The sequence below is a fragment of the Lacihabitans sp. CS3-21 genome, from assembly GCF_024343675.1.
Lineage (GTDB): Bacteria > Bacteroidota > Bacteroidia > Cytophagales > Spirosomataceae > Leadbetterella.
Map to the genome: position 1 here is coordinate 78,527 of NZ_RJUD01000009.1, position 19,335 is coordinate 97,861.

Annotated in this window: 20 protein-coding genes; 6 read left to right on the top strand and 14 right to left on the bottom strand. The window is 36.4% G+C overall.

Annotation, left to right across the window (positions count from 1 at the left end; all coding sequences use genetic code 11):
- Positions 1-28: 28 nt before the first annotated feature.
- From EGI24_RS07855 to EGI24_RS07885, 7 genes are all read right to left on the bottom strand, one after another.
- On the bottom strand, positions 29-388 hold the full coding sequence (locus tag EGI24_RS07855; RefSeq protein ID WP_255047816.1) for a DUF4180 domain-containing protein: 360 nt from the start codon (positions 386-388) through the stop codon (positions 29-31).
- Between the two features lie 229 nt (positions 389-617).
- Positions 618-2,420 (bottom strand): molecular chaperone HtpG, encoded by a 1,803-nt coding sequence (gene htpG, locus EGI24_RS07860; RefSeq protein ID WP_255047817.1) that lies wholly within the window; start codon positions 2,418-2,420, stop codon positions 618-620.
- A 216-nt stretch (positions 2,421-2,636) separates the two neighbouring features.
- A complete protein-coding gene (locus tag EGI24_RS07865) occupies positions 2,637-3,518 on the bottom strand; it encodes a bifunctional 5,10-methylenetetrahydrofolate dehydrogenase/5,10-methenyltetrahydrofolate cyclohydrolase (protein WP_255047818.1) in 882 nt (293 codons plus the stop codon).
- Positions 3,519-3,601: 83 nt separating this feature from the next.
- Complete coding sequence (locus tag EGI24_RS07870; RefSeq protein ID WP_310586076.1) at positions 3,602-4,807, bottom strand: MFS transporter; 1,206 nt, start codon at positions 4,805-4,807, stop codon at positions 3,602-3,604.
- Complete coding sequence (gene folB / locus EGI24_RS07875) at positions 4,791-5,147, bottom strand: dihydroneopterin aldolase (protein WP_255047819.1); 357 nt, start codon at positions 5,145-5,147, stop codon at positions 4,791-4,793. The genes EGI24_RS07870 and folB overlap by 17 nt, the downstream gene beginning before the upstream one ends.
- Positions 5,148-5,153: 6 nt before the next feature.
- Positions 5,154-6,332: a DivIVA domain-containing protein gene (locus tag EGI24_RS07880; protein WP_255047820.1), complete on the bottom strand. Its 1,179-nt coding sequence runs from the start codon at positions 6,330-6,332 to the stop codon at positions 5,154-5,156.
- 158 nt (positions 6,333-6,490) lie between these two features.
- Positions 6,491-7,390 carry a WD40 repeat domain-containing protein gene (locus EGI24_RS07885; RefSeq protein WP_255047821.1) on the bottom strand — a complete coding sequence of 300 codons (900 nt, stop codon included), beginning with the start codon at positions 7,388-7,390 and terminating at the stop codon, positions 6,491-6,493.
- Positions 7,391-7,452: 62 nt separating this feature from the next.
- On the opposite strand from EGI24_RS07885, the gene EGI24_RS07890 reads away from it, so the two are divergent.
- Positions 7,453-8,076, top strand: a complete 624-nt coding sequence (locus EGI24_RS07890) for a 4'-phosphopantetheinyl transferase superfamily protein (protein ID WP_255047822.1) — start codon at positions 7,453-7,455, stop codon at positions 8,074-8,076.
- On the opposite strand, the gene ytxJ is transcribed toward EGI24_RS07890, so the two are convergent.
- A complete protein-coding gene (gene ytxJ, locus EGI24_RS07895) occupies positions 8,070-8,411 on the bottom strand; it encodes a bacillithiol system redox-active protein YtxJ (protein WP_255047823.1) in 342 nt (113 codons plus the stop codon). The genes EGI24_RS07890 and ytxJ overlap by 7 nt on opposite strands.
- A 46-nt stretch (positions 8,412-8,457) precedes the next feature.
- Entirely contained in the window at positions 8,458-9,294 is an 837-nt protein-coding gene (gene panC / locus EGI24_RS07900) for a pantoate--beta-alanine ligase (protein WP_255047824.1), read from the bottom strand.
- A 71-nt stretch (positions 9,295-9,365) separates the two neighbouring features.
- On the opposite strand from panC, the gene EGI24_RS07905 reads away from it, so the two are divergent.
- Positions 9,366-9,965 carry a M23 family metallopeptidase gene (locus EGI24_RS07905; RefSeq protein ID WP_255047825.1) on the top strand — a complete coding sequence of 200 codons (600 nt, stop codon included), beginning with the start codon at positions 9,366-9,368 and terminating at the stop codon, positions 9,963-9,965.
- A 3-nt stretch (positions 9,966-9,968) separates the two neighbouring features.
- On the opposite strand, the gene glmS is transcribed toward EGI24_RS07905, so the two are convergent.
- The 4 genes from glmS to EGI24_RS07925 all read right to left on the bottom strand — a co-directional run bounded on the left by glmS (position 9,969) and on the right by EGI24_RS07925 (position 15,887).
- The gene (gene glmS / locus EGI24_RS07910) at positions 9,969-11,807 is read right to left on the bottom strand and encodes a glutamine--fructose-6-phosphate transaminase (isomerizing) (protein WP_255047826.1); all 1,839 of its coding nucleotides are present in this window, start codon (positions 11,805-11,807) and stop codon (positions 9,969-9,971) included.
- Positions 11,808-12,138: 331 nt separating this feature from the next.
- Positions 12,139-13,488: a DUF4270 family protein gene (locus tag EGI24_RS07915; protein ID WP_255047827.1), complete on the bottom strand. Its 1,350-nt coding sequence runs from the start codon at positions 13,486-13,488 to the stop codon at positions 12,139-12,141.
- Positions 13,489-13,495: 7 nt separating this feature from the next.
- Positions 13,496-14,305 carry a glycogen/starch synthase gene (locus tag EGI24_RS07920; RefSeq protein ID WP_255047828.1) on the bottom strand — a complete coding sequence of 270 codons (810 nt, stop codon included), beginning with the start codon at positions 14,303-14,305 and terminating at the stop codon, positions 13,496-13,498.
- Positions 14,306-14,474: 169 nt separating this feature from the next.
- Positions 14,475-15,887, bottom strand: coding sequence for a M61 family metallopeptidase (locus EGI24_RS07925; RefSeq protein ID WP_255047829.1), 1,413 nt, complete (start codon positions 15,885-15,887; stop codon positions 14,475-14,477).
- Positions 15,888-15,973: 86 nt separating this feature from the next.
- On the opposite strand from EGI24_RS07925, the gene rpmH reads away from it, so the two are divergent.
- On the top strand, positions 15,974-16,129 hold the full coding sequence (rpmH, locus tag EGI24_RS07930; protein WP_255038398.1) for a 50S ribosomal protein L34: 156 nt from the start codon (positions 15,974-15,976) through the stop codon (positions 16,127-16,129).
- Positions 16,130-16,195: 66 nt separating this feature from the next.
- Positions 16,196-16,576, top strand: coding sequence for a ribonuclease P protein component (gene rnpA, locus EGI24_RS07935; protein ID WP_255047830.1), 381 nt, complete (start codon positions 16,196-16,198; stop codon positions 16,574-16,576).
- On the opposite strand, the gene EGI24_RS07940 is transcribed toward rnpA, so the two are convergent.
- On the bottom strand, positions 16,547-16,840 hold the full coding sequence (locus tag EGI24_RS07940) for a hypothetical protein (protein WP_255047831.1): 294 nt from the start codon (positions 16,838-16,840) through the stop codon (positions 16,547-16,549). The genes rnpA and EGI24_RS07940 overlap by 30 nt on opposite strands.
- Before the next feature lie 143 nt (positions 16,841-16,983).
- On the opposite strand from EGI24_RS07940, the gene EGI24_RS07945 reads away from it, so the two are divergent.
- Positions 16,984-18,657: a S41 family peptidase gene (locus tag EGI24_RS07945; protein WP_255047832.1), complete on the top strand. Its 1,674-nt coding sequence runs from the start codon at positions 16,984-16,986 to the stop codon at positions 18,655-18,657.
- Entirely contained in the window at positions 18,654-19,325 is a 672-nt protein-coding gene (gene tsaB / locus EGI24_RS07950; RefSeq protein ID WP_255047833.1) for a tRNA (adenosine(37)-N6)-threonylcarbamoyltransferase complex dimerization subunit type 1 TsaB, read from the top strand. Before EGI24_RS07945 ends, tsaB begins: the two co-directional genes overlap by 4 nt.
- Positions 19,326-19,335 lie beyond the last annotated feature (10 nt).

Below are 19,335 nucleotides of genomic sequence, written 5' to 3' on the forward strand. Positions count from 1 at the left end.
ACCAGGATAGTAATGGGAAAATAAATTGTCAAGCTGTAAGTTTGGAAATTGCGTTCGACACAGAACTTACAAAGCTGATAAGCCTACCTTTATTGCTTTCATAAATAAAATCATGTAGACTATTGCTGGTATATTTTGAGAAATCTCCAACTATTGACAAACAAACGCCATATGTGGAGAATTTTTGAAGAACCTCACCTGCCATTCCGCTTTTAAGGTCAAAAAATGTTGGTTTGATATTCTTTTCATGTAAAATGATTCCATCAAAATCTTGGTAGTAAAGGTTTACCAATAGTTCCAGTCCATCTTGATTATTGTTGATTACCAAATTGTCTGAAATCACTTCGGCGATTTTTGTGACAATGGTTTGATGAGTTATTATTTCCACTTTTTTTGTTTCCTTTTATTTAATTATTGGAGGTCTTATTATTTGTTCTGAAAGAATATGCATGAACAAAATATTTCTTTGCTACAAAACAATCTCCTTAGGGAATATAACGACAAAATTTTAATTTATTAAATTCAGATAAGTATTTTTGGTGCATTTTTTTTTTCATCTTCACAACAAAAAAGCCACTCAGTTGAGTGGCTTCTAATATACTATTTTTTTGCTGAAATTACCCCAATTTCTCCACTGAACGCTCAATAAACTGCGTTAAGTCTGCTCCATTGAGCATTCCTTGTGAAAGTAGAGCTAAGTCGTAAAGTTGTTTGGCTAGACCATTTTCGTTTCCTTCTTTGGCTATTTTGCCGATGATGGGGTGATTGCCATTTACTACCAAGTTGTACATCATTGGCATATTTCCAAACATACCGCCTTGGCCGTTTACTTTCGACATGTCGGCATATCTACGCATAAACTCTGGCACCACGATGGATACCGGAATTTCGTCCACTGGCAAGGCCTCTATCTGCACAATGTTGTTACCTACAAACTCCTTGAAAGTTTCTTCTACTTTCTTTTTCTCGTCTTCACCCAATACCACCTCTTGCTTCAGGCCTTTGTCTATCAGCTTGTCAAAGGTGTCGGCATCTACACGCTTGAAGGTTAAGTTTTCAACTTTAGATTCCATGGCATTGATAAAGTGTGAATCCAACACATCATCAAAAACCAGGACATCAAATTCACGCTTTTTGGCTCCGCTGATAAAAGCGTCCTGCTTGCTGATGTCGTTGGCATAAAGTCCTACCAATTTGCCATCTTTGTCTTTTTGGTTAGCTTCCAGCTTGGTTTTGTATTCTTCTATTGTAAAACACGCACCTTCGGTGTTTTTAAGCAATATAAAATCTTTGGCTCTGTCAAAAAACTTGTCGTCTGAAATGATACCGTATTTTACAAATAATCCAATACTTTCCCATTTTTCTTCAAAGGCCTTGCGGTCGTCTCTAAACAAATCTGATAATTTATCGGCTACTTTCTTGGTAATGTGCGAGTTGATGCGTTTTACGTTGCCATCGGCTTGTAAATAACTCCTTGATACGTTCAACGGAATATCTGGTGAGTCAATAACGCCATGCAGCAACTGCAAGAACTCAGGTACGATGTCTTTAACGTCGTCCGTGATAAATACTTGGCGGCTATACAATTGTATTTTTTCTCTATTCAGCTGGAAGTCCTGCTTCACTTTCGGGAAGTACAAAACACCAGTAAGGTTAAACGGATAATCTACATTGAGGTGAATCCAGAACAAAGGATCTTCAGCGTAAGGGTAAAGCTCTTTGTAGAAAGCGATGTAATCTTCGTCTTTCAGATCCGATGGCGTCTTTACCCAAATAGGAGAGGGGTTGTTGATTACTTTCTCGTTGAATTCTATTTCTACAGGTAAAAACTTACCGTATTTTACCAATACTTGCTCCAGTTTGCTTTCTTCCAAAAACTCTTCTGAATCTTCGGCAATATGCAGAATAATATCCGTACCTCTTTCAGTTTTTTCAGCTGCTGATATTTCAAACTCGGTAGTACCATCGCTAAACCACCTCGCCGCTGGAGCGTCTTGGTAAGATTTTGTGATGATTTCCACTTCTTTGGCTACCATAAAGGCGGAGTAAAAGCCTAAGCCAAATTGTCCGATTATCTGTGTTTTGTCTGACTCGTCTTTGTATTTTTCTACAAATTCTTTGGCTCCCGAAAAAGCTATCTGATTGATGTACTTTTTGATTTCGTCGGCGGTCATACCCAGTCCTTTGTCAGAAATGGTGATTGTTTTGGCTTCTTTGTCGAAAGAGACTTTGATTTTCAAATCGCCCAATTCTCCGTCAAATTGACCTATAGAGGATAGTTTTTTGATTTTTTGTGTTGCATCCACTGCATTCGAAACCAATTCTCTCAAGAAGATTTCGTGGTCGGAATACAAGAATTTTTTAATTATCGGAAAAATGTTCTCGGTGTTAATCGAAATTGTACCTTTTTCTGTTACCATTGTCTGTATTGTTTTTAAATTACAGTTATCTAACAATCAAAGCCTATTCCAATGTAACGATTTCTGACAATTTGACAGTTGTTTTTGTTGTTGTTTGACTAATTACTAGTTGATTGGTTATTTGTAAAATAGAAGGTTTTCTGCAACCTTTGAGGTTACATAAAGAATTGAATTAAAGGAAAGAAAAATAGCAAACTACATGAAAAAGAATACTTATTACTTATAAATTTCTTTTCTAGATGCCAAAAGTGTGTTGTACATTAAGGCAGCCACAGTCATTAAACCTACTCCACCGGGTACTGGTGTTATGTGACTTGTTTTTGGGGCTACTTCGTCAAATTTCACGTCGCCTTTCAAAGTAAATCCACTTTTTTTAGATGCATCCACCACCCTGGTAAGACCCACATCAATTACCACTGCACCATCTTTGACCATGTCAGCCGTTATAAACTCGGGTTTACCCAATGCGGCCACCAAAATATCCGCTTGGAGACATATTTCTTTAAGGTTCTGTGTGCGGCTGTGAACCAATGTCACAGTGCAGTTGCCTGGATAAGTGTTTCTTTGCATCAATATACTCATCGGAAGTCCCACTATTTGGCTTCTGCCCACCACCACACAATGCTTGCCAGCAGTTTCTATTTTATATCTTTTTATAAGTTCCAATACTCCATAAGGCGTTGCAGAAATATAGGATGGCAAGCCTTTGGCCATTCGGCCAATATTGATTGGGTGAAACCCATCAACGTCTTTTTTAGGGTCAATGGCTTCAATAACTTTATCGACATCAATGTGGGCAGGGAGAGGCAGCTGAACTATAAAACCGTCAATATCTTCGTCCTTGTTTAGCTGGTCAATTATTTCTAAAACTTCAGTTTCGGTGCTGGTAGAATCTCTTCGGATAAGTGTAGATTTAAAGCCGATCTGTTCGCAAGATTTTATTTTAGAAGCTACGTAGGTTTCACTGGCACCATTATCACCAATCAAAACTGCCGCTAGGTGAGGTATTTTTCCTCCATTAGCCTTTATTTGATCCACTTCAATTTGAAGTTCGGCTTTTACTTGTGCAGATATTAATTTTCCGTCTATTATTTCCATTATTCGATAGCTTATATTACTGATACAAAGATAAAAAGATGCAGGTTGGATTCCAATTTAGCGAGGTTCTATTTGCTAAAATATTAGATATATCGAATGGCTTTTTTCTTTCTTTTATAAATAATAAGATAGATTAAGGCTATTGAAACTACCGCCATGGAAAATAAAAAAGTTATCGGCAGGTTTTCGATTTGATTTTGATAAATGAAGGTAGGCAGCAAAGCTCCAAATCCAATCCCTGCCTCTAAAGCAATATACATGGTAGCAATGGCTTTTCCTCTATTTTTTTCCTCGCATAAATCCACCGTCCATGCTTGTGAAATTGGAGAGATGATACCCATACTTATTCCGAAAAGTATAGCAGAAGCTGTTAAAATAAGGATGTTATGTGCAAACGCTATGATAAAAACTGCGAATATCAATGTCCAACAGCCAAATAATAGTACTTGTTCTCTGCCGTTTTTGTCAGACCATTTACCCGCTAAAAACCGGATGGCAATTGAAGCAAGTGTGTATACCAAAAAATAGTATCCTTTATTTTTTAGACCAATACTTTGACTTAAATCCGGTACTAATGTAACGATAGTGCCATAGGCAAAAGAGGTGAAAAATATTACGATAACGACGGGCATCACAGATTTATCTATGATTTCGTGTCGATTTATTTTTAGATGGGCAGCTGCAAATTTTTCTTTTCTTTCCATACTCAAAGTTTCTTTCATGTTGAGCAATATTAAGATAGATAATAAGGAAAGGGCCGAAGAGGTATAAAATAATATATTGATGTTGAAATGCTGAACTATCCATCCGCCCAAAGCTGGCCCGAATGCCATACCCAATCCACCTATTAAACCATGAATACCCATAGATTCGCCGCGTCTGTCAGCAGGAACAATATCTGCAATATACGCAGCGGTTCCAGTGGGTTTGAAACCTGTAGAAAATCCATGGACGAACCTAAGGAGGAAAAATGGAATAACCGTAGTAGCTAAAGGGTATAAAAAACCACAAACAAAACATACCATTGAGCCAAAAGCCATAACAGGTACTCTGCCAACTTTGTCTGTAAGTTTGCCACTAAAAGGACGTGAAAGACCTGCGGTAAGCGTAAATAATGATATGATGAGTCCTTTGAATTCTCCTCCTCCCATTTTTGAAAGATATTCGGGAAGCTCAGGTATGAGCATGTTGAAACTGGAAAAGAACAGGAAAGAACTTATGCAAAGAAGCCAGAATTGTAATGTAAATATGCTTTTTTTCAAGATATGTTTTTCAAAAACTTTCTTCAAGTTTTACTTTGGCTCTGTGACAAACCCCACCAATGGGCGGGTTGAATTTTGAAACTTCAACAGTAACTTTTTTGATTGAATTAAACTTAAACCTTATGGCGTCTATGATTTCGTGACCAACGTGTTCCAACAAACGATGTTTTTTCGACATCACCATTCTTACCATTTGGTACACATCTCCATAGTCAATGGTATCTTTTAAGTTGTCAGAACTGGCAGGTCTTGATAAATCGGTTTCAATAAGTACGTCTATGCTATATTTATTGCCTATTTTTTGTTCTTCGTCAAAATGCCCGTGATAGGCAAAGAACTCCATGCCCTCTAAAGCTATCTGGCCCATATTGGCTTAGTTTAAATTGTCGAAAAACGAACCACTCTGTTTTTTTTCTGCAATAAAATCGTTAACCGATTTCGGCTCTTTGGGTTCAGTTTTTTCTACCATTGCTTTTCTGATAGCAGCTTTTACTTTGTTAACTTTATCGAGCATTTCTTCGGTACTTCCAGATTCAGGACTCGGTTCAGTCTTTGGTTTATCTTCAATGATGTCTTCCTTGGGTACCCTCCCCGCCACAAGGTAATCTTTGAGGTCTTCCAATTGTTCCCATTGGCCGTTTTCAGCAAGCAAGGCTTGCTCCACCCATGTGCTTGGGTCATGCGATGCAAACTGTGATCCTGCTGAATCTAAAATATCTTTTATTCTGTAAATAGGTGTGGTGGCTAAGTCTCTAAAAGTAACTATTCTTGCGTTGTTGAGTACTTCTTTTATTTTTGGCCCAATGCCTTCAATAATTTCTAGGTTTGTTTTGTCATCTTGACTACTCTCTAGGTTTATTTCGTTTACTGCAGATGAGAAACTGATTCCATGAGATTCTACTTCTTCCATTTCTGTAACAGAAGCAGCTACCTCTTCAATAGTTTCTTCTTCAATACCTTCAATTTCCATTTCTATACTTGGCTCTTTTACTAGCACTGGTATTTCTTTGGGAACAACCGAAACAGGTGTTTCTTGAAAAGAACCATTGTGGCCATTTACGATACTGTCAATTTTAGAAGCAATTGATTTTAATTGTCCAAGAAGTTGGACTTTCTGAACCTCAAGGCTTTGGAAGTTTGATTCTAGGTCAGCAAATTCAGTTTTTGCTGCCGTGTTTACATCTTTTACTTTTTGATCAGCGTCGGCTACCAACTGTTTGGCTGTATTTTCGGCTTCGGCTATGATTTGAGAAGCTCTTTGTTCAGCTTCGGCTATTTTTTTGTTAGCTTCGTTGGCTGCATTTTCAGTGAGTCTTGTGCTGGTGTCTTCAGCAGTTCTGAGGGTCTTTATCAGTGTCATCTCCACTTCACGCAGTTTCGAAGCTTCTTTCTCAGAAATATCCAATTGCATTTTAAGCATCTTTGATTCGCTCAACATGCGTTCCCATTCTTGGGCGATGTTCGATAAAAAATGGTTTACTTCTTCAATATCGTAACCTCTAAAAGATTTCTCGAACTCGTGTTGCTTAATTTCTAATGACGTGATTTTCATTTTTGTATTGTATTTAGGAAAAACAATCTGAGACCCTTATTAAGAGAACAAAATGTACTCAGATTTATTTTCCAATAGCTTTGTTTTTTTTCCTGTTGGCCTTTCTGAAAAATTTTGCTTTCTAATTTTCCACAAAATAACAAAAAAAACAATGTAAGTTAAAATAAATTCCACATTGAAATGGTTCGGTCGTCGCTCGCAGAAAGTAATACTTGATCTTTTTCTAACCAAAGTAATTTATTTACCGAGGTGCCATGGGATGCATTTTTTGATTTGTCTATTACTTTTTTCAGTTTTAGATTTTCTGAATCCCATATTTTGATAGATTTATCCATACTGCTGGTGGCCAGTATTTTGTGTTCTTCTATGTAGATAATGTGATTAATTGCAAACAAATGAGCTGGAATAATTTCAGCGTTTTGATAACCATTTTGACAGTCCCAAATCATCAAATGTGCATCTCGGCCACCTGAAACAAGCATTTCTTCGTCGTTGAAGTATTGTAAACTAAAAACGGAGTTTTGATGTGCATCAAGTGTGTATTTTAACTTATAATTTTCTAGGTCATAAATTCTTATTTTCCAGTCTGAAAAGCCGACAGCCATTTCGTTTCTTTTTGAATTGACAGCAATGGAACGTGCACTTTTTTGAGAACCTTCAAAGTGCTTTACGAATTTATTGTTTTCTGTGTCTAGAATATGTAAAAAGCCAATATTGTCTGCGATTATTAACAAATGGTTATTTTTTTTAATATCAAACATAGAAACTTTTCCTAGAGGCAAATTAAGCAGCTCTTTTTTCTCCTTTGTGTCTATCAAATGTAAGCCTTGGGTATTGTTCGCAATCCAAAGTCTGTTTTCATCTGGTAAATTAAACATGGCGTAAATGGAGTTTTCGACTTTAGCTATTGGCTTTCCAAGGTCTGCTTTTGCCCATTCCACCACCATTCCATCGCCACCAGCCGAAAAAAAGCTATTCAAAGAATTGCCTTCACAGAGTGTATAAACACAATCTTTATGACCTGTAAAGGTTTCTATTTTTTCTATGTTAAAATTCATTTTTTCTTGGTAGAACTTTCTAATTCGTGATATTTATTGCAATTTTCCACCAAAAATATTTGATGCCATTATTTTTCAACAAAATATTAACTGAGGAAATTCACTTTATGGTTTGGAATCTCACCGAAACCTTGGATGAATTGTTAGAACTTGTAAACCCTGATAAAAATGACAAGGAGATTTTAGAAAGTATCAGTCATGAAACTAAGAAAAAGGAATACTTGGCAGGGAAAAACGCCATTGCTCAGATGTGTTTATTAGAAAAGATTCCTTTCGATGGTATAGAAAAAGATGAACATGGAAAGCCTTTTTTGAGAAATTCAAACTACGAAATTTCAGTAACGCATACTTTGGATTATATCGGAGTGGTGCTATCCAAAGCTGGAGCGGTAGGTATTGATATTGAAAAGCCTCGCCATCAAATTTTTAAAGTCATCTCCAGATTATGTTCAAAAGATGAATTGGACTGGGTGGCGGAGGATATTGATAAAGCCACCATACTTTGGTCCGCCAAAGAAGCTTTGTATAAACTCTATGGTAAACGCAAGGTAGATTTTAAAGAAAATTTGACTTTAGTGGAAAAACCTGATGGCTTAATAGGAAGAATAAAAATGCCCGACTATGAAGCCGAGCACAAGGTCTTTGTTCAAAAAATAGCAGAATATTGGCTGGTTATAGCTTACTGAACTTTTGATAATATCTCATTGAAGTCGATACCAAAATGCGATTCGTTATAAATAACTTCTCCATTTTTTAGTAAGAGTATTTGCGGAGATTCATGTTCCACTTCAAACTCTGAGGCTATTTTGTTAGAAATATCCCGGTGAGATATCAAGTCTAAATAATATAATTTTAGGTCTTTGATGTCTTGGTTTTTCGCCCAATTTCTTTCAAACCTATCTAAAGCAGTAGCACTAATTGAACAACGAGTACTGTGCTTAAATATGGCTACTGGCTGAGCCACAGACTCTTCTTTTATAGTTTCGAGTTGTTGAATGTCTGTTAAATTATTCCATTTCATTATCTAAAATATCTTTATTAAATCAACAAATAACCATAAAAATGGTTCAAAAAACATGATTGTCAATTAGCCTTACACCACCCAAATGGGCAGCTATTATGATAGCAGTTCTACGTTTTGGATTATGTTCAGATATGCTTTCTAGACTTTCAAAATCTGTAATTTCGTAGTATTCAAGTTCGAATTCTGGATAATTTAGATAGAATTCAGAAACTTTACTTTTCACACTTTCGGTTGATTCTCCAGCCAGCAAAAGTTTCTCTCCGAGTTTTAAAGATTCGTATATTTTAGGTGCTAAATCTCGTGCCCCTTTTGATAGCCGCCTGTTTCTAGAAGACATTGCCAAGCCATCGTTTTCTCTGATGGTATCGCACACAATCATCTCTAAATCAAAGCTTAAATCTTTGACAAGTCTGTTAATAACAGCCACTTGTTGAATGTCTTTTTGTCCAAAATAAGTTTTGTTTGGCTTTACAATATTGAATAATTTGGCCACCACTATACCTACACCATTAAAATGACCAGGCCTGAATTTGCCTTCCATTATTTCCTCCAAGTAGCCAAAGTTGAGTTTAATTTGAGGAAGATTGGGGTACATTTCTTCAGCGGTTGGGGCAAAAACTACATCACAGCCTGCTTCTTCTAGCATTTTGCAGTCCTCATCTAGCGTTCTAGGATACTTTTTTAGATCTTCGGGGTTGTTAAATTGGGTTGGATTTACAAAAATACTACAAACCGTAAGGTCGTTTTTAGCGACGGATTTTTTTATCAAAGCAATATGTCCCTCGTGTAGTGCACCCATAGTTGGTACAAACCCGATGGATTTATTTTGGAAACTTTTCAAATGATTTTCCGTCTCATTAATGGTGTCAAATACCTTCATTTGTGTTAAGGATGTTAAAATTGGTGGCAATTAAGCATTTAAAATGTAATTTTGTTTGTTTTTAATAAAATATGACTTTTAGATATTTGTTTTTTTTAATGGTTTTTTCTCAATTAGCTAAGGCTCAGTTGAGTGCAAAATCTGACAGTGCCTTGGTTTTAGAAGATTATTGGGAGATTGAGCTCAGTCCAATTATAGACCTCAACGAAATTGTTAACTATGTTCACAATGATCCATTCAATTTTTTCTTTGCTAACAACATACCTGGTGGTAATCCATTGGCAAGAGAAATTTCGGTAAACTCGTTTTATGGCACCAGGAAACATCCAGTTCATCATGTTTTGAAATTTCACCGAGGTATAGACTTGCAAGGTGTTAGTGGAGAGCAAGTAATTGCAAGTGGAAACGGTAAAGTGATAGACGCAGGCTTTAGAGAGGACCTAGGAAATTTTATTAAAATCAAGCACAAATATGGTTTTGAATCTATTTATGGACACTTGAGTAAGATTTCGGTCAAAAAAGGTCAAGTGGTAATCAAAGGGCAAAACATTGGTAAAGTAGGCTCAACAGGAAAAGTTACTGGGCCACACCTGCATTATACATTAAAAAAGAACGAGACCTATCTGGACCCGTTCGATTTTCTGTTTATGACTTTTGAAAAAGCTTTTTGAGTATTATTCTACCGTAACTGATTTCGCCAGATTTCTTGGCTGATCCACATTCCGACCTCTCATCACCGCAATGTAGTAAGAAAGTATTTGAAGAGGAATTACCGTAAGCAAGGGTTGTAATATCTCATCTGTATTGGGAACTTCAATGGCAAAGTCAACCATCTTTTTGACTTCTATGTCACCTTCTGATACAATGGCAATTACTCTACCTTTTCTAGCTTTTACTTCTTGAATGTTGGATACAACTTTTTCATAAGAACTATCCTTGGTGGCTATAAATACTACAGGCATATCTTCATCTATCAAAGCAATCGGACCGTGTTTCATTTCCGCTGCAGGGTATCCCTCGGCATGTATGTAAGATATTTCTTTAAGTTTCAAAGCTCCCTCTAGTGCTACTGGGAAATTCAAGCCTCTTCCAAGGAAAATAAAATTAGAAGCAAAAGTGAAGAGTTTGGAAATGTCTTTTATCTCTTCCGCACTTTTCAAAATCTCTTCCACCTTCGAAGGTATCGCCGACAATTCTATCAACAATCTTCTGTAAGTTTCGTCATTAATGGTCCCTTTGGCTTGAGCAGTGGCAATGGCTATCATGGTGAGCACTGTTACTTGAGCTGTAAATGCTTTTGTACTGGCCACGCCTATTTCTGGTCCAGCATGCGTATAAACTCCAGCTTCTGTAATTCTTGAAATGGATGACCCAACTACATTACAAACACCTAAAATAATAGCACCTTTAGATTTTGCTAATTCCAGAGCTGCTAAGGTATCTGCTGTTTCGCCAGACTGAGAAATTGCAATTACAAAGTCGCCTTCCTTGATGATTGGATTTCTGTATCTGAATTCTGAAGCATATTCAACTTCCACATTGATTCTAGCTAGCTCTTCAAAAAGATATTCTCCTACCAAACCCGCATGCCAAGAAGTGCCGCAAGCCACAAATACGATACGTTTAGCTTTGGCTAATTTCGAAATGTGATTTCTCAAACCACCTAGTTGAATGATTGCTTCGTCAGGATTTACTCGTCCTCTTAGACAATCGGCGATGGATTTAGGCTGTTCGAAAATTTCTTTAAGCATGAAGTGGTCATAACCGCCTTTCTCAATGGCTTCTAGCTCTAGCTCAACGGTTTGAACATAAGGATCTTGCTCTTCATTTTGAAGATTTTTGATAGTTAAGCCATCTTTATTGACAACCGCAATTTCCAAATCGTCAAGATAAACAACTTCTTTGGTGTACTCTATAATTGGTGTAGCATCAGAGGCAAAGAAATACTCATCTCTACCTATTCCGATTACTAAAGGACTGCCTTTTCTAGCCGCTACAAGTTCGTCAGGATTTTCAGCATCCAAAACAACAATGGCATAGGCTCCAACAACTTCTTTGAGTGCAATTCTAACAGCCTCTGGTAAATCGCATTTCTTGGTTTTTTGGATTTCTTCGATGAAATTTACCAAAACTTCTGTGTCGGTTTGGCTATGGAATATGTATCCCTTATTGGTCAGTATCTGTTTTATGGAAGAATAATTTTCGATTATTCCATTGTGGATGATGGCAAATCTACCTGAGTTGGATTTGTGTGGGTGAGCATTTACGTCATTAGGTTCTCCATGTGTAGCCCACCTTGTATGTCCAATGCCCACGTGGGCAGATATTAAATCTTTATTCAGTATGCTTTCAAGGTCAACAACCTTTCCTTTTTTCTTAAAAACCCCTAAGCCATTTTCATTGATGATGGCTATACCCGAACTGTCATAACCTCTGTATTCTAATCTTTTTAGTCCTTTTAAAATCAAAGAAGCTGCGTCTCTTGGTCCTATGTAAGCTACTATTCCACACATATATTATTCTTGAAATATTACAATTGTTTTTACGTCCTAAATGCAAAAATATTAATTATTTTTCAAGAAAAAGCCTAATGATTTTTTAAATAAATTTAAAATTGAGGAATTACTTACTTAACGGGTAATTATATGGTTTTTTTTATAATTCATTGAAATTCGGCGTGTTGTAGCAGGAGAAGAAAAAGTTTCCAAGACCCAGGAATGAAGCGTATTTAACAATTAGAATCTAGCTTTTCTGAAAATTGAATTATTAGAAAATATAAATAGAAGTAAAATCAACAATGAAAATATTCATATTTTTTGCAAAAAAAAAGAGCTACAAGAGCTCTTAATATTTTGTATAATATATTTTTAATTTTGGTTTGGTAAACACCGCTCGACGGAGATTGTCATTGGCCAATAGACCGTTACCAGATGTGGTAACTACTGCAGGCATTATCATCAATCCATTTGAGTTAACTGTTTTATTGGTGATTTTTTGGAGGTAATTCGTAATATCCAAGTTCACAGTGTTGGTGGAATCAACCAAAGAATACACAACACCTGACAAGTCGTTACCAATTGGAGTTAGGTAGGTCAAAGCGTTTGAACTATTACGCGTTTGTTGATTTCTCGAGCCCACTTCAGCCAGAACAAAATTGAATAGCTTGGGATGCAATCGATTAACAGACTCGGCTTTTAAACTAAATTCAAGAATTGCTTTACTTACTCTGATATTTGATCCTAAGTTCTTTAAGTTGTTAAAATTGATTTTGGTGCTAATTCCACTGCCACCCTGGACGAAAGATGTATTATTGGTAAGTTTTGCACTCAATTCATTTTTGGCTTTCGAAAGTTGCGACAACACACTAGTTGATCTGTCGAAACTTAAATATGAATGTCTCGGGCCGTTCAGGTCAAAGGCATAATTATATTTAGTAGTATCTCCTTGATAGTGCCAGTTGGCAATTAAAGTACTAGTGGCTGCACTCAAAGGGCCAGTTATGAAAGAATAAACGGCCTTGTTGGTGCCTTCAGGTACTATTGCAAAACCTTTTATGGCTGAAGAGAATTTAGAATTATCTGATCCTGTTGTAGGAGCGGCATTTAATATTTCCTGAGCAATACTTTTAGGCAAATCTATAAACACCGCAATGCTCGTATTAGAATCACTTACGAATGATTTTGAATTAATTCCAAATCTTGCCAAAGATGCTCCTTCATAATCTATGCTTTCGTCTCCATTATAGTTTTTGGAATAATCCATAGGGCTTTTTAGCCTATAAATGTTGTAAAAACTTCTTGTAATTGTGTCGCCATAAATCAATCCTGAGTTTACGATCCTAAGTCTCAATGAATCAGCAATAGGATTGGCTTTAACACTAAATGTATCTAAGGCAGTTGTTCCGGAGCTAGTGGCGTAAGTAACCAATGATGGCTGAAAATATGCAGATGCTTTTATTAGGCCAAACACTGGGTCGTTAACCATTCCAGCAAGAATATAATTGGACTTTCCGTTGACTGTGGAGTCAGCTAAAATCGTAGAAATATCTAAACTTAAGGTGTCGCTGTAAGCAGATATGGCATCTGCATTTCCATCAAAATCAAAACCAATTTCTGAGGGGTTTTCACAAGAGAAAAATAGGACAGTGATAAGCAATAAGCTTACTTTCTGTAAGTCAATAAGAATTTTTTTCATAAAATAATCAATCTGCCAGCTCCGTGTAAAGGTTAAAGAATGTTTCAGCGGAGTTTTCATCATCAATAAAAGAATCAATTTGTCTGTCTGCCGTTTCATTCAACGCATTTTTTATTGAATCATTCAAAGATGGGTTTGCCGTAACAACTACATCGGCATATTGACATCCAATTTTTATGAACCCGAGGAAATCTTGTGACCTTAGATTGGCCAAGTTTTCGTCGCTTATATCCATCATCTTTACTTTTGGAAACATATCGTCTGTGAATTTGTGCTCGAAAACGTTGTTATAAACTGTAAAAATGGTTTTGGTATTCTTAAAAATAGGGTCGTTTTTATAAGTAGTTTTTAAGTACAACGGAATCAACGCGGTCATCCAGTCTGTGCAATGTACTACGTCAGGAGCCCATCCAAGTTTCTTCACAGTTTCTAACGCACCCTTACAGAAGAAAATTGCACGCTCGTCATTGTCATCATAGAAATTTCCAGTTTTGTCAGTAAAAACAGTTTTTCTTTGGAAATAATCTTCGTTGTCTAAGAAATACACCTGAAGTTTAGCAGATGGAATAGAAGCAACTTTGATAATCAAAGGTTTTTCTTCTTCACCAATGCTAATATTGATTCCTGATAGTCTAACGACCTCATGTAATCTGTGCTTCCTTTCGTTGATAAGTCCAAATCGCGGTATCAATATTCTTATCTCCATGCCTCTTTCCTGCATTTCCTGTGGGAGTTTCCTTAACAAAGAAGCAATTTCTGAAATTTCTAAAAAAGGGTCAATTTCGGAGGAGATGTATAAAATACGCAGTTTACTCATAAAAAACCAATAATGTATCTAAAATATAGTATTTGAAACAAATACGGCTGCAAAGATACTAAAAAATAATCTATTAATATGCAAGTGTTTGAAACAAATTAAACTAAAACATTTTGTCTAAGGCCTTAAATTGGTAGTTTTTTGGTTTAATTTGTACATATCAATTCTCTTACAAAGGAGAAATTCTGCAGGTGTTTTCTTCTCTGACTATTTTTAGACCCAAATAAATCAAATGCTGGTTGGTGAAGTCAAATATGGAAAGGTTACTTTCTATGCATAGGTTGAAGTACTCCTGAAGCGATTCTCCAAATACTTTTTCGCATATATTCTGAATATCCTGATATTTGTAGCCTCTTTTTTGGTCTCCGAATTTTTTCCAGATTTTTCTCATTACGTCATCTAGTGACTTTTTCTCTTTATGTTTTTGCCTTATTTTTAGATCCAAAATCAGTGCTACAATTGCTCCTTTGCTGTAAACGCTCACTTTTTTGTTGGGAGTGCCTTTTTCGTAACCATCCACCCAAAGGTCAAAACTGCTTTCTAGTAGTGATTGCGATGCATTATCGGCTTCTTCAAAGTGCCTCCTGAAAGTAGTTTCGAGTTCATGAAGATATTCGGCATAGCTTATAACTCCACTTTCAAATAGTATTTTGTCGCCATAATAAGTTGTAAATCCCTCGGCCACAAAACAAGTTTCAAAATAGTTTTCTTGGTTATAATTGTACGGAAGAAGTTCTTTGGGGCGAATCTTGGCGATATTCCAAGCATGAAAGAGTTCATGAGATGCCAAGCCCAGCAGGTCGTTATAATAGCTTTTTGGCAAAACTCCATTTTCACCCAAAACCATCATGGTTGAATTTCTGTGCTCTACGCCATGGTAATAGGTGTTTTCAGGCACAATCAACATAAAATGATAATCTTCCTCAGGAAACTCACCGAAAATTTGAATTTGTGTCTCCGCTATTTTTGATAAATCATCAATCAACTTTTGTTGGTCAATCTGGAAAATGCCTTCAATCCAGATATGAAAGACCACATCGCCAACTGAAAAGGTCTCATGAAAAATATCTTTTGAAAGAATGAATGGAGAATCAAAGAAGTGATGAAAATCCTTTGGAAATAGTCTTAAATTATGTCCTTTTTCTATCAACGGCTGAATTCCACAAGAAAACTGATCATCAGTATGTTGCCTTTCTATGGTCACCTCAAAACGCTCATTGATTCGTTTGGGTAAGTACATGCACAAATTTACTGGATTAACATAAACAATGTGCTTGTTTACGAAGCTTGAGCCGGCATTGAGGTCTTTTGCATAATATTGGTAGCTAATTTCGATGTCCTTGTTTTGAGTTTCGTGAACATTCCAAACGTTTTTTTTTGTTTTTTGCCAATGGAGTTTTTCGCCATTTTGTGTGTTTGCACTGAAATTTAAGACGTTTTTTGCGAAATTTTGCAATTGATATCTTCCCGGTCTCCACATGGGCAAATGAAACTCCAAGCTTTTTTCAATTACTTTCGGTATCAAAATCCTGATTTTTACAAGGTTGTTTTCGGGAAGAAATGAAAAAAAGTATTGAATCATTAGAACTTGAGTTTTTTTATTACAAAATATTTGATACCTTTGCAGTCCAATTCAGAATCGAGGAACAAAATTAATAGAAAAAGGATATGAAACGTACATTCCAACCATCAAATAGAAAGCGTACCAACAAACACGGATTTCGTGAGCGTATGTCTACTCCAGGCGGAAGAAGAGTAATTACAGCTCGTCGTGCTAGAGGTAGAGCTAAACTATCGGTTTCGGATGAAAAATCTCACAAATAAGATTTGAGGTTTTACATTTTATTAAGATATTAGCCGCTTATTGCGGCTTTTTTCATATATACCTCAGTGAACAAAAAGCATAGTTTTGGTAAAAAGGAGCGAATAAAAAGTAAAAAGGTGATTTCGGCACTGTTTGACCGTACATCTCCTGTCAATCATTCTTTTTTGATTTATCCATACAAGGTGGTATATGCCAAAGCAGAAGGTGAAACCCTAGAACAACTCCCTCAAGTGCTGATATCGGTTTCAAAGCGGAAATTTAAAAACGCTACCGACAGAAATACCATTAAAAGACGAACCAAAGAAGCCTATAGGTTAAATAAATTAGACTTTTCTGGGTCAATTTCACTCGCATTCATTTATGTTGCCAATGATATTTTGGAGTTTTTTGTGCTAGAAAAAGCTATGAAGAATGTCTTAGCTCGGCTTGAAAAGGAAACTCGTTAGAAAACTTGCAGCCAAGGAGGGGAAAAAGCTTACGTGAGACACAAAAACGGCTTCATCGGGCTTCAAAGCCTGATAACCTGCTAATTGCAATACCCAATAGCCTGTAATAATTATGGCGATTTGAATAAATGCAAGAATCCAGCCTTTCTTAGGCTCCAACAAGCCATACACCAAAGAAAAAAGGACTATGAATAAGAGTGAAATATAGATGCTTTTCGAAAAGTGAATGATGGTCACTGCACAGACCGATAAACTGAGGCACAATAAAATGTTTTGGACAAATGATAATTTTGGTATTGTCATTGCTGATGTTTACTTTGGTGCAAATGTAAAGATTTTGGCTTTTTATTAAACTATAAACGATATCCTTATTTTTTGCGTTTTATAACATTACTGAATAAAAAATAATGAAGAATTTTTTTCTGAAAACTAATAAAAAACTTAGACTTTTCCTCTTGGGATTTTTACTGATGGTCACCATCGGGTTTTCAGCTTATAAAGTTGACGACAGGCTTTTTGAGATAGCCAAAAATTTGGATGTTTTTGCTACTATGTACAAAGAGCTGAATGCTCTCTATGTAGACGAAATAAATCCAACCAAGGCGATGAGGGTGGGTATTCAAGCCATGTTGAAAGAGCTCGACCCTTATACGGTGTTTTATCCTGAAGACGAAATAGAGGATTATTTCACGATGAATGTTGGGGCTTATAATGGCATAGGAGCTACCATAGAATACTTTGAGGGAAAACACGTAGTATCCATGTTGTATGAAGATTCACCTGCAGACAAGGCAGGAATAAAGATTGGGGATCAAGTACTTAAAATAAACAATGTTGACGTTACTGACAAAACTGATGCTGAATTTGGAAGATTGCTGAAAGGCCAAACAGGTACTTCTGTAAAATTGTCTTTGGAAAGAGTAGGGCAGAGCAAGCCTTTGCAAATAAGCGTGGGCAGAGATGTAATAAAAACACCTAATGTGCCACATTATGGCATGATCAATGACGAAGTAGGGTATATCCAACTCACCGATTTTAGTAGAACAGCAGCCAAAGAAATTAAAACTGCCACTTTGGAGCTCAAAGACAAAGGCATGAAAAACTTGGTACTTGACCTTAGGGGAAATCCAGGCGGATTATTGAATATGGCAGTGGAGATTTGTAATTTTTACCTTCCAAAGAACCTTTTGGTGGTCGAGACCAAAGGAAAAGTAAAGGAATGGAACTACAAGTATCAAACTAAAGAACAACCATTAGATACTGATATGCCGATAGTGGTTTTGATCAATGGGCGTAGTGCTTCGGCCTCCGAAATTGTAGGGGGAACCTTGCAAGATTATGACAGAGCCGTACTCATTGGCCAGCGTTCGTTTGGAAAAGGTTTGGTCCAAATCACCAAAGATTTGAGCTACAACACCAAAATGAAAGTTACTACATCTAAATATTACATTCCTTCTGGTAGGTGTATTCAGGCAATCGATTACGGTCATAGACAAGCCGATGGTTCATTTGGGAAGTTGCCAGATTCTTTGCGAGTACCTTTTAAAACTAAAAATGGACGTATGGTATTAGATGGAGCAGGAATAGATCCTGATATTACTACCAAGTCGGCAGACCAGTCAGATTATGTCAAGACTTTGGTTAAAAATAAGATGATTTTCTACTTTGCAAACAAATTTTATTTTGACAACCAAAACGAAAAACCCAAAGAAAACTTCAGTTTAGAGAATAAAACAATGGGTGAATTTGAGTCTTGGCTTAAAAACCAAAAGTTTGTTTATGAGACTGCAGATCAAAAAGGTATAGATGCCCTGATTAAATCTTCAAAGGAAAGTGGAGATTATTCAAAAATGAAAGCGAATTTGGACGACTTGAAGAAGGTGGCGGATTTGAATACACAAGGTATGGTAAAGAAAAACTGGGAGCAGATAAAAGAAGCTTTGGAATTAGAAATTTTGAGCAGGTATTATTACCAAAAAGCCATGAAGTTCGTGGCGTTTGAAAAAGACAAAGATATTCAGGAGGCTCTAAAGCTTTTCGGTAATCCCCAAAAATACAAATCTTTATTAGCCGGTAAATGATACTTTCAATAGACGCTTCTACAACCGGATGTTCGGTGGCTTTGTTTGATGGATTTAATCTTGTTTCCTCTGCTGAGTCTAGAATTGAGAGGTCTTCGGCAGAAATGCTAACTACGCTCATTGATAATGTTTTAAAGACGGCTAAAGTTGATAAAAAGGAATTAAATGCGATAGCTGTAGCAAAAGGGCCGGGTTCATATACTGGACTTAGAATTGCTGTTTCTACGGCCAAGGGTTTGGCTTTTGCCTTAGATAAGCCTCTTTTGTCTTTTGGTACTTTAGATTTATTGGCTCATCAAGTTTTTGGGTTTGGTGGGGATTTATTGTGTCCATTAATTGATGCAAGAAGGATGGAAGTCTACTGTGCGTTATTTGATGCTGATTCGAGAAAAAGAACCTCAGAGGTAGAGGCTATTATTGTTGATGCAAATAGTTTTCAGGATATTTTAGATAACAAGAAGGTTCTGTTTTTTGGTGAAGGAAGTACCAAATGCGAAGAAGTAATAAAGCATCAAAATGCTCAATTCTTGAGAGAAATCATTTTGCCATCAGCCATTTTTTCTGGGAAGATATGTTATGAAAAATACGTATCTGGCGATTTTGAAGACTTGACATTATTTGAGCCAAATTATTTAAAGGAGTATATGTTTAAAACAAAAAAGCCCTGAATTTCAGGGC